This is a genomic window from Kitasatospora sp. NPDC001095, from assembly GCF_053598615.1.
Genome location: NZ_JBSFKQ010000059.1, coordinates 33,237 through 44,333, shown reverse-complemented (window position 1 = coordinate 44,333; position 11,097 = coordinate 33,237). Strand labels below are relative to the sequence as shown.

Genomic DNA, 11,097 nt, shown 5'->3' with positions numbered 1-11,097 from the left:
GTGGAGTTCACCGCGGCCTTCGTGGAGCTGCCGGACCCCCGGTCCACCACAGCCCCCGCCGCATGCCCGCGGAGGCGTCCGAGGAGGCGTCCGAGGAGGCGCTCGAGGACACGTCCGCGGAGGCGCCCGCAGGCGCGCCCACCGAAGTTCCCGCTCCGCCCGACGCTCCGTCACGCGTCGTTCATGCGCTGGTCGCTGACCTTCGGATGAATGAGGGCGCCCGCAGTTGTACAGCCAACTGCGGCGCTCCCCTCTCCCAGCCTCCGTGACCAGCCGTACCCGGCCCCGGCGCACCGTCCCCCGGCGGGCCCCGGCCCCGGGCGGCGGACAGGACAACCGTGGCCGCAGGCAGCGCCCTGACGCTCAGCTCCTCCAGCAACCCCACCGAAGGCGACCGGCTCACCTTCCACTGGACCACCGACGTCCCCGACGCCAAGAACTGGGTCGGCATCTACGACGGCGGCCGCCAGCCCGGCAACGGCGGCTCGCTGCTGTGGAAGTACACCCCGGGCACCTCGGGCGACGTCCAGCTCGACACCTCCGCGCTGACCGGCGGCCCGTACACCGCCTACCTGCTCGCCAAGGACGGCTACGGCATCCTCGCCCGGACCGAGCCGTTCGCCTTCCGCCCCCAGCCCGCCGTCGTGCGCCCGCACGCCGCCGTCGACTCCTTCACCGCCACGCCCGTCGCCCCGGGCGCGGCCGTGACGGTCCGGCTCGGCGGACTCTGGTCCCGTCCGGCCGGAAACCCGGCCGGCTCCGCCACCTTCCGCAAGGTCGCCGGCCCGGCCTGGGCCTCCGTCAGCGCCGACGGCGTCCTCACCGGCACCGCCCCCGCCGCCCCCGGCAAGGCCCCCGAGCCGGTGGTCGTCGGCGTCGAGGACAGTACGGGCGCCACCGACACCGTCACCGTCCTCGTCCCGGTGGTCGACCCGGCCGCCGCACCGCGCCTCAAGGCCGCCGGCTGGAACCTGCACGACGCGGGCTCCGCCCACACCGACGCGCTGGAGAAGCAACTGCGCGTGGTCCTCGCCCAGGGCCTGGACGTGCTCGCCCTCCAGGAGACCGCGGGGGAGCGGGCCAGGACCCTGGCCGACGCCCTCGGCTGGTACGCCTACCAGAGCCCGGGCAGCATCGGCATCCTCAGCCGCCACCCGCTCGGCGACGTCACCCCGCCGACCGCCGAGCTGCCCGCCGCCGCGGTCACCCTGCGGCTGCCCGGCGGCCGCAGCGTCCGATTCTGGGCCGCCCACCTGGACGAGGCGGGCTACGGCCCGTACGCGGTCCAGGACGGCCGGACCGCCGCCGAGGTGCTGGCCGCCGAGAAGGGGTCGCTGCGGCTGAAGCAGGCCGAGGCGCTGGCCGCCGCCGTGCGCGCGGACATCGCCCGGCGCATCCCGGTGGTGCTGGCCGGCGCGCTCTCCTCGCCCTCGCACCGGGACTGGACGGCCGCCACCGCCGCCGCCCACCAGGGGGTCGGCGCGCTCGCCTGGCCGGTCACCGTGGCCCTCCAGGACGCCGGCCTGACCGACGCCTTCCGCGAGGAGTGCCCCGACCCGGTCAAGGCCCCGGGCAACACCTGGTCGCCCACCCGCAAGCGGCGCGGCGACCGTCCCGAGCCGCAGGACCGCATCGACTACGTCCAGTACGCGGGCCCGCTGAAGCTGGTCGAGGCGCACACCCTGGTCGCCGACTGGCCGCAGCCCGAGCCCGGTGCCGCCGCCAACGAGTGGCCCTCCGACACCGCCGCCGCGGTCGCCACCTTCTGGCTCTGAGCTCCCAGGCTCCCCGACTCCCAGTTCCGAGAGGCCAGTTCGTCATGCCCGAGCTCTCCCGCCGCACCTTCGTCGGCGCCACCGCGGCCGTCGGCGCCACCGCCCTGACCGGTCTGACGGCCACCCAAGCCGCCGCCGCCCCGGCCCCCGCGCCCACCGCCGCCGGCGGCGCCAAGCCGACCGTCCCGCTCACCGGCACCGTCAAGGACGTCAGGCACGTCGTCGTCCTGATGCAGGAGAACCGTTCCTTCGACCACTACTTCGGCACCCTGGCCGGCGTCCGCGGCTTCGGCGACAAGCAGGCGCTCCAGTTCCCGGACGGCACCGACGTCTTCCGCCAGCCCGACAGCCGGCGCAGCGACGGCGGCGTGATGCTGCCGTACCGGATGGACACCGCCAAGTACAACGCGCAGAACGCCGGCGGCCTCCCGCACGACTGGGCCACCGGTCACCAGGCCATCAACAACGGCGCGATGAACAAGTGGATCGCCGCCAAGGGCGAGCGCACCATGGGCTACTTCACCCGGGACGACATCCCCTACCAGTACGCCCTGGCCGACGCGTTCACCGTCTGCGACGCCTACTTCACCTCGCTGGCGGGCCCGACCGACCCCAACCGCCTCTACCTGTGGACCGGCACCTCCGGCCCCGGCCGCGACGGCACCACAGGGCCGTGGATCGACAACACCCCGGTCACCGACAACCCCGTCGCCGACTGGACCACCTACGCCGAGCGCCTGGAGGCGGCCGGCGTCAGCTGGCGCGTGTACCACAACCTCAGCAAGGACGACCGCACCGGCGACTACGACGACAACGCGCTCTCCTACTTCAAGCAGTTCCACGACTTCCCGCACGACGACCCGCGTTACGTCAACGCGATGACGAAGTTCGACCCCGCCGACTTCGACCGCCACTGCAAGGACGGCACCCTGCCGACCGTCTCCTGGCTGGTCGCGCCCTACCTGTTCTCCGAGCACCCGGAGGCCGGCCCGGCCTACGGCGCGCACTGGGTCGACCAGGCCCTGCAGTCGCTGATGTCCAACCCGGAGGTCTGGCGGCACACCGTCTTCCTGGTGATGTACGACGAGAACGACGGCTACTTCGACCACGTGGTCCCGCCCACCCCCGAGCCCGGCACCCCCGAGGAGTTCACCCAGGGACGGGCCATCGGCCTCGGCAACCGGGTGCCGCTCTGGGTGATCTCGCCCTGGTCGCGCGGCGGCTGGGTCAACTCCCAGGTCTTCGACCACACGTCCGTGCTGCGCTTCATGGAGCTGGTCACCGGGGTGGCCGAGCCCAACATCTCGGCCTGGCGCCGGGCCGTCTGCGGGGACCTCACCAGCTGCTTCGACTTCGCCGCCCCGGAGCACTCGATCCCGGCGCTGCCCGACACCAAGGCGCTGATGGCCAGGGCCGACGCGGGCACCAAGCTGCCCGGTGTCGCGCTGCCGGCGGTCGGCGCCCAGGCGATGCCCGTCCAGGAGCGCGGCGAGCGCCCGCACCGCCCGCTGCCGTACCAGCCGTGGGCCGACGTCGAGGTGGACCGGAGGACCGGCAAGGTCACCTGCACGATGAGCAACGACGGCTCGGTGGCGTTCCCGTACGCCGTCTACCCGAACATCCTGCTCCCCTTCGCCGGCACCCCGTACACCGTCGCCCCCGGCGCCACCGCCCGGTACGTCTGGGACGCCGCCACCACGGGCGGCCGCTACGACTTCACCGTGCACGGCCCGGACGGCTTCGTCCGCCGCTTCGCCGGCACCGTGGTGCGCGACGGTCAGGACGGCCAGAACGACATCGGCGTGCCGATCGTCACCGCCGACCTGCGCGGCGACCGCAAGCTCACCCTGCAGCTGGCCAACGACGGGATGACCGACGTGGCCTTCACCGTCGCGCCCAACGACTTCGCGGGCACCGCGCAGACCGTCTGGGCCAAGCCCGGCAGGCAGGCCAACCTGGCCTGGCCGCTGGACAAGCAGGGCCGCTACGACGTCATCGTGACCGCCCACACCGGTCAGCGCTTCGTCCAGCGCTACGCGGGCTGGGTGCACTGACGCGAGGTCGGCCGGGGGCGCCGATCCGGTGACCCCCGGCCGTGGCTCGGCCGCCGTACCGGACCCCGCCGTTACCGTCGGGCGCATGCAGAAAATCACCACCGTCCTCTGGTTCGACGACCGGGCCGAAGAGGCCGCCGCCTTCTACACCTCCCTGTTCCCGAACTCCCGGATCACCAGGACCACCCGCTACGGCGAGGCCGGCCCCCGCCCGGCCGGCTCGGTGATGACCGTCGAGTTCGAGCTGGTCGGCCGCGAGTACACGGCCCTCAACGGGGGCCCCGAGTTCCACTTCACCGAGGCGATCTCGCTCCAGGTGGAGTGCGAGGACCAGCAGGAGGTCGACGCACTCTGGGCGGGACTCACCGCCGACGGCGGTCAGCCGGGCCCGTGCGGCTGGCTCAAGGACAGATACGGCCTCTCCTGGCAGATCACCCCCCGGGTGCTGCTCGACCTGGTCGCGGGCGAGGACCGGGCCAAGGCGGACCGCGTCTTCGCGGCCATGCTGCGGATGCAGAAGATCGAGATCCAGCCGCTGCTCGCCGCGGCCGAGGGGTGAGGCCGTGACCGCCCTCAGCCACCGCGGCATCACCTACCTGCGTGCCACCCCCGAGCGGGTCTGGCACGCGCTCACCAACGCCGACGAGTCCGGCCTCTACTGGGGCCACCGCAACGTCTCCACCTGGCTGCTCGGCGCGCCCTGGGAGCACCAGCGGACCGACGGCTCCGGCATCGCCGACGTCACCGGCACGGTCGAGGCGGTCGACCGCCCGCACCGGCTGGTCACCACCTGGGCCGGGCCGCAGGAGGACCGGGCCGGCTGGCCGTCCCGGGTCACCTTCGAGATCCAGGGCTGGCAGGACCTCACCCGGCTCACCGTCATCCACGAGAACCTCGCCGACGAGGCCGCGCGGGCCGACGCCGAACAGGGCTGGTCGGCGGTGCTCGCCAATCTCAAGACCTACCTGGAGACCGGCCACCCGCTGCCGCAGCAGCCCTGGCTGATGCCCTGACCGCAGCGCTCCGGGGAACGGCGCCGAGCGGGAAGCCCCGGGGAACGGCGCCGGGCCCGCCGGCCGGGACCCGGCGAAGCGCCGGGTGGGACACCCCGGCAACGGCGCCCGGCCTACGCCGCCGGGCGCTGCGCCTTGACGGAGGACCGCCCGCCGCGGGCCCGCTCGCCCCGCAGCAGGCGGCGCAGCGCGGCGTAGCGGGAGAACCGCTCCCGGTTCGCCACCGAGGCCCGGTCCAGCTCCTCCATCAGCCGCCGGCCGCGGTGCTCCAGGTCCATCTCGTCCAGGATGCGGTCCACCTCGGCCAGTATCGAACCGTGCAGCTGCCAGGCCTCCGGGTGCTCCTGGACCTTGCGCAGCAGCAGCTGGGCGACGTTCTCCCGGCAGGTCCACGCGGCCGCCAGCTCGGCGGTCAGTCGCTCCTCCGCCTCCTCGGCGTTGCGGCTCACCTGAGTGGTCACCAGCACCGCGTAGCTCACCATCGCGCCGCCCACGTGCGCCAGCAGTTCCTCGAGCTCCACCGCGACCTCCGGCGGGAAGAGCCGTTCATCGGGTCCGCGCCGCTTGGCCAGGTCGGTCAGCGAGCGGGCCAGCACGCGGATCACGACGACGCAGATCTCCAGCGTGTCCAGCCCGGTGCGCAGCACCAGCCGGGACAGCAGCCCCTCGCTGATCCGCGGGTTGAACCGCAGGCTGTCCTCGGCCTGGCGCAGCGCCGCGTCCACGTCGGCGATCGCCTGGTCGAGCCGGCGGGCCTCGTGCAGCCGCTCGGCGGCCCTGGCCACCGGGGTGGGGCGGCCCAGCTCCTCGGAGATGTCCAGCAGCAGCTGGCGGGCCCGCCGGGCGAGGTCCTCGATCGACTCCCCGGCGGTGTCCACCCAGACCGGTGGCGCGAACAGCAGGTTGAACAGCAGGCCGACGGCGGCTCCGATGAGCGTCTCCAGCACCCGGTCCCAGGCCTGCGAGGCCAGCTTGGTCACGCCCAGGATCAGCATCGCGCTGATCGCGACCTCCTGGACGAACTCCTCGACCCGGACGAACCGGCCGACGACCAGTGAGGCCAGGATGATCAGCCCGAGGCTCCACCAGGAGAGCCCGACCACGGAGCTGAAGCCGATCGCGATCAGCACCCCGACCACCACCGAGTTGACCCGCCGGATGCTGGTCTTGAGCGTCGAGTAGACGGTGACCTGGACCACCAGCAGCGCGGTCAGCGGCGCCGTCAGCGGGGCGGGCTCGCTGCTCAGCTGCGTCGCCACCGCGTACGAGATGGTGGCCGCGACGGTGGCCCGGATGGTCTGGACCACGAAGGGGTCTCGGGCGCTGCGGCGGACCAGGTCCTTGAGGGTCTCCGGGAGAAGGGCCATGTCGCCCTTCTTTCCCCGAAGCCGCCGTTCACACCGCTCCCGGGACCTTCCGGCACCCGTACGCCCGCATCGGGCCGGGCCGGTGCGGGCCGGGCCCGTGCCGTGCGCCGCCGGTACCCGCTAGTCGTCGCGGTTGAAGCGCAGCTTCCAGGGCGCCAGCGCGGACTCGACCTGCACGCCCATGCTCATCTTCGAGGCGCCCTCGATCCGCTCCTCGAAGCGGATCGGCACCTCGCGGATGGTCATGCCCTGCTTGACGACCCGGTAGTTCATCTCGACCTGGAACGAGTAGCCGTTGCTCTGCACGGTCGGCAGGTCGATGGCGCGCAGGGTGTCGGCCCGCCAGGCCTTGAAGCCGGCCGTGGCGTCCCGGACGCCGAGGCTGAGGATCGCGTTGACATAGAAGTTCGCCCAGGCGGAGAGCGCCTTGCGGTGCCAGGGCCACTCCTCGGCGGTGGAGCCGCCCGGGACGTAGCGCGAGCCCAGCACCACGGCGGTGCCGTCGGTGAGCAGCGTCTCGACCATCGCGGGTATCGCGGAGGCCGGGTGGGAGAGGTCGGCGTCCATCTGCACCACGACGTCGGCGCCCTCGTCCAGCGCCTTGGCCATGCCGGCCAGGTAGGCGCGGCCGAGGCCGTCCTTCTCGGTGCGGTGCAGCACGCTCACGGTGCCGCCGGAGTCCACGGCGAGCTTGTCGGCGATCTCACCGGTGCCGTCGGGGGAGTTGTCGTCGACCACCAGCAGGTGCAGGTTGGGCACCGGGAGCTCCGCGAGCAGGCCCGCGAGGACCGGGAGGTTCTCCCGCTCGTTGTACGTGGGGACGACCACAACGACCTTGGGGGAGGCCTCGACCATGTTCTGTTTCCCTCGTGCCTGCTCCGGATGGGACCGTGCGAGTGTACCGGGGGTGTCGGGCGCCGCCGGCCCCGGCTCAGGGCGCGGGCGTCCGCACCGGCGCTCACGGCCGGCCGAGCCGGGCCCGCTACGCCATGCCGTAGACGGCCGCGAGGTTGTCCTGGGCAGGGTGGGTCCGGCCGGCCGGTCCGGCCGCGAAGGCGCGCAGGACGTTCTCGGTGACCTGGCGGACCAGGTCCCCGGCGTGCGAGTCGATGCCGTGGTCGGCCTTGCCGCCGCCGGGGCCGCGGGCCTCCAGCGCCTCGACCCAGCGCATCGTCCCGGTGGCGAACACCCCGGCGCCGCTCGGCACGGTGTAGTAGGCGGTGTCGGAGTGGGAGCGGCGGCCGTCGCAGACCACGGGGGAGTGGGCGATCACCTCGATCGGCCGCGGGGTGGGAAAGCCGGTGTCCACCCGGTCGTACTCCACCCCGACCAGGTGCGGGAACGACGCGCCCGCCGCGACGCCCGTCCCCTCGAAGGCCCAGTGCCCGGGCGAGGTGACCACGTACGGGGCGTCCACCGGGTAGCCGTCGTAGATGACGCCGAGCATCGAGCTCTCCGGGTCGGCGCCCGGGCCGACCCTGAAGTCGGTGGTCGCCGGGGCGCCCGACCGGTGGCCCGGATCCTGCGCCCACGCGTCCTTGTAACAGACCACCGTGCGGTCGGGGCCGAGCTCGGTCGGCTCGAAGCGGACCCGGCGGAAGCAGCAGTTGGCGCCGAGGATCGCCAGGTTGGTCCCGGCGTCCCGGGCCGCGACCACGTTGGCCCGCTGCTCGGGCGACCAGTACTCGTCGTGGCCCAGGGACAGGACGGCGCTCGCCCCGGTCAGCAGGCCGGGCTCGCGGGCCACGTCGATGCCGGTGGTGTACGCGAGCGGCAGGCCGAGCCGCTCGGCGAGGGCGACCAGCGGCGCCTCGTAGACCAGGAACAGCCCGGCGCCGTGGTCGTAGTCGTACGGCCGGTCGAAGACGACCTGCAGCGAGCGGGTGGCCAGGCCTCCGGTCGGGCCGTTGTAGAGGCTGTAGCCGCCCCACTCGTTGTAGGCCTGCCAGGTCGCCGGGGCGCCCATGATCACGGTCCGGCCGGCGGTGCTCGCCGAGCGGACGGTGAGCGGGACGTAGCGCCGGCCGGAGCCGTCCTCGGCGTCCAGGCGCAGCAGGTAGGCGCCCTCGGGCCAGCCGGCGGTGTCCACCGCGAGGGTGCGCTGCCAGCTGGTCAGCACGGTGCGGGTCGCCGGGTCCACGTGCGGCGCGGCCTGCTTGCCGCCGGGGACGTGCTCGCGGCGCCAGACCAGCCGGGCGCGGGCGCCGTCGTACCAGCCCATCCGGTAGGCGGAGACGGTGAAGGCGGCGGCGGAGGTGGAGACGTGCAGGCCGAAGGACTCCCCTGGCAGGACGCTGACCCGGTCGGCGAAACCCTCGATGGCGCCGTCCGGGCCGGGGTCGGTGATCTCCCAGTCGGGGTTGCCGGGCAGGGAGCGCTCGCTCGTCGGGCCGGTGTGCCCGTCGGCGACCGGGCCGCCGGAGGCGGAGGCGGGGGCGGTGGCGCCGGGTGCCGCGGCGCCGGGTGCCGAGGCGGCTGCAGGGGTGGAGGGGTCCGGGCGGCGGGGGCCGCAGGAGGTGACCGCGGCCGCCATCAGGCCCAGGCCCAGAACCCTCCGCCGGCTCGGCTCCACCACCGCGACCTCCCTGTTTCCCTCGTCCGTGTCCGTGCCCCGTGTTCCGTGCCCCGTGGCCGCCCCGGCCGGGCATGTCGGGTGCGCGGACATCCTCGCGCGTTTCGCGACGCCGGTGTAGGCCGCCGCGCCGGATCACGGGGTCTCGCGGGGGTGCCGCCCTGCGGGGATGAGGCCTGGGACGGCCCGCCACCGGGGAGGGCCGTACGGGCGCACCCGGGTGTGTCGGCCCGCGCGCTTGCCCGACCCCGGCGATCACGTCCCCTAGCCTGACCAGGCCCGCCGTCCGGCGGCCGCAGGGGGCCCGGAGCCGCGCGCCCGGCCGAGTCGTGGACAGGGGTGCACGTGGTGTCTTCGGGGTCGGCCGAGCAGGGGGCGGTGCCTTCCTCCCGGGGCGGGCGGTTCCGGGCCTGGCTGCTGGAAGGCCTGTCCGACATGGCCAAACAGCACCCCGGCCCGCACGCCGAGCCTCAGCAGGAGAAGGGCCAGCGCTGGTGGCGGGTCATGTGCCTGACCGGCCTGGACTACTTCTCCACGCTCGGCTACCAGCCCGGCATCGCCGCGCTCGCGGCCGGGCTGGTCTCGCCGCTGGCCACCATCGTGCTGGTGATCGTCACCCTGCTCGGCGCGCTGCCGGTCTACCGGAGGGTCGCCCAGGAGAGTCCGCACGGCCAGGGGTCGATCGCGATGCTGGAACGGCTGCTGTCGTTCTGGCAGGGCAAGCTCTTCGTGCTGACCCTGCTGGGTTTCGCGTCCACCGACTTCATGATCACCATCACCCTGTCCGCCGCCGACGCCAGCGCCCACCTGGTGGAGAACCCGCACCTGCACAGCGCCCTGGCCGGCAGGCAGATCTCGCTGACCATGATCATGATCGCCCTGCTCGGCGCGGTCTTCCTCAAGGGGTTCAGCGAGGCGATCGGCCTGGCCGTGGTGCTGGTCGCGGTGTACCTCTCGCTCAACGTCGTGGTGGTGGCGAACGGGCTGTGGCACGTGCTCAGCGCCCCGCACCTGTTCAGCGACTGGACGGACGCGCTGACCGCGGAACACGGCAACGCCATCGCGATGATCGGCGTCGCCCTGATCGTCTTCCCGAAACTGGCGCTCGGCCTGTCCGGATTCGAGACCGGTGTCGCCGTGATGCCGCACATCGAGGGGGACCCGGACGACACCGAGGAGAAGCCCACCGGCCGCATCCGTGGCGCCCGCAAGCTGCTGACCACCGCCGCCGCGATCATGAGCGTGTTCCTGATCACCACCAGCTTCATCACCACGCTGCTCATCCCCGAGGACCAGTTCAAGACCGGCGGCCAGGCCAACGGGCGGGCGCTCGCCTACCTCGCCCACGAGTACCTGGGCAGCACCTTCGGCAGCGTCTACGACCTCTCCACGATCGCCATCCTCTGGTTCGCCGGGGCCTCCGCGATGGCCGGGCTGCTCAACCTGATGCCGCGCTACCTGCCGCGCTACGGCATGGCCCCGCACTGGGCCCGCGCGGTGCGGCCGACCGTCATCGTGCTCACCCTGATCGCCTTCCTGGTGACCTGGATCTTCGACGCCAACGTGGACGCCCAGGGCGGCGCCTACGCCACCGGCGTGCTGGTGCTGATCAGCTCCGCGGCCATCGCCGTCACCATCGCCGCCCACAAGGCCGGGCAGCGTCGCTGGCGGGCCGGCTTCGGAGTGATCTCGGCGGTCTTCCTCTACACCACGGCGGTGAACATCGCCGAGCGGCCGGACGGCGTCAAGATCGGCGCCTGCTTCATCGCGGGCATCATGCTGGTCTCCTTCCTGTCCCGGCTCAAGCGCGCCTTCGAACTGCGCGTCACCGACGTGGTGCTGGACGAGGTCGCGGAGCGGTTCGTCCGGGACTACACCCACCGCCCGCTGCGGCTGATCGCCAACGAGCCGAACAGCCGGGACCTCGCCGAGTACCGTGACAAGATCCACCAGATCCGGCGGGACAACGACATCCCGGCCGAGGACGACCTGGTCTTCGTCGAGGTCACCGTGCTCGACCCGTCCGACTTCGAGGCCGAGCTGACCGTGCGCGGCGAGGTGCTGCACGACCGCTACCGGGTGCTGTCGCTGGAGAGCTCCAGTGTGCCCAACGCGCTGGCCGCCCTGTTGCTGCGGGTGCGCGACCTCACCGGGCAGCAGCCGCACATCTACTTCGAGTGGACCGAGGGCAACCCCTTCGCCCAGTTCCTGCGGTTCTTCCTGTTCGGACAGGGTGAGATCGCCCCCGTCACCCGCGAGGTGCTGCGCGAGGCCGAACCGGACCGGGCCCGCCGCCCGGCCGTGCACGTGGGCTGA

8 protein-coding genes are annotated in these 11,097 nt (G+C 73.3%); 5 read left to right on the top strand and 3 right to left on the bottom strand.

Annotation, left to right across the window (positions count from 1 at the left end; genetic code table 11):
• The first annotated feature begins 338 nt into the window (after positions 1-338).
• From ACWDBB_RS31895 to ACWDBB_RS31880, 4 genes are all read left to right on the top strand, one after another.
• Positions 339-1,775: an endonuclease/exonuclease/phosphatase family protein gene (locus ACWDBB_RS31895; RefSeq protein WP_449792886.1), complete on the top strand. Its 1,437-nt coding sequence runs from the start codon at positions 339-341 to the stop codon at positions 1,773-1,775.
• Positions 1,776-1,819: 44 nt separating this feature from the next.
• Entirely contained in the window at positions 1,820-3,829 is a 2,010-nt protein-coding gene (locus ACWDBB_RS31890; protein WP_449792885.1) for a phosphocholine-specific phospholipase C, read from the top strand.
• An 85-nt stretch (positions 3,830-3,914) separates the two neighbouring features.
• Positions 3,915-4,388 carry a VOC family protein gene (locus ACWDBB_RS31885; protein ID WP_449792884.1) on the top strand — a complete coding sequence of 158 codons (474 nt, stop codon included), beginning with the start codon at positions 3,915-3,917 and terminating at the stop codon, positions 4,386-4,388.
• A 4-nt stretch (positions 4,389-4,392) separates the two neighbouring features.
• The gene (locus ACWDBB_RS31880) at positions 4,393-4,842 is read left to right on the top strand and encodes an SRPBCC domain-containing protein (RefSeq protein ID WP_392877756.1); all 450 of its coding nucleotides are present in this window, start codon (positions 4,393-4,395) and stop codon (positions 4,840-4,842) included.
• Between the two features lie 113 nt (positions 4,843-4,955).
• Here ACWDBB_RS31880 and ACWDBB_RS31875 read toward each other — a convergent pair whose 3' ends face one another.
• From ACWDBB_RS31875 to ACWDBB_RS31865, 3 genes are all read right to left on the bottom strand, one after another.
• Positions 4,956-6,209 (bottom strand): FUSC family protein, encoded by a 1,254-nt coding sequence (locus ACWDBB_RS31875; RefSeq protein ID WP_449792883.1) that lies wholly within the window; start codon positions 6,207-6,209, stop codon positions 4,956-4,958.
• A gap of 120 nt (positions 6,210-6,329) precedes the next feature.
• Positions 6,330-7,064: a polyprenol monophosphomannose synthase gene (locus tag ACWDBB_RS31870; protein ID WP_449792882.1), complete on the bottom strand. Its 735-nt coding sequence runs from the start codon at positions 7,062-7,064 to the stop codon at positions 6,330-6,332.
• 127 nt (positions 7,065-7,191) lie between these two features.
• The gene (locus ACWDBB_RS31865) at positions 7,192-8,742 is read right to left on the bottom strand and encodes a N,N-dimethylformamidase beta subunit family domain-containing protein (protein ID WP_449792889.1); all 1,551 of its coding nucleotides are present in this window, start codon (positions 8,740-8,742) and stop codon (positions 7,192-7,194) included.
• A gap of 474 nt (positions 8,743-9,216) precedes the next feature.
• Here ACWDBB_RS31865 and ACWDBB_RS31860 point away from each other — a divergent pair, with 474 nt between their 5' ends.
• Positions 9,217-11,097: an amino acid transporter gene (locus tag ACWDBB_RS31860; protein ID WP_449792888.1), complete on the top strand. Its 1,881-nt coding sequence runs from the start codon at positions 9,217-9,219 to the stop codon at positions 11,095-11,097.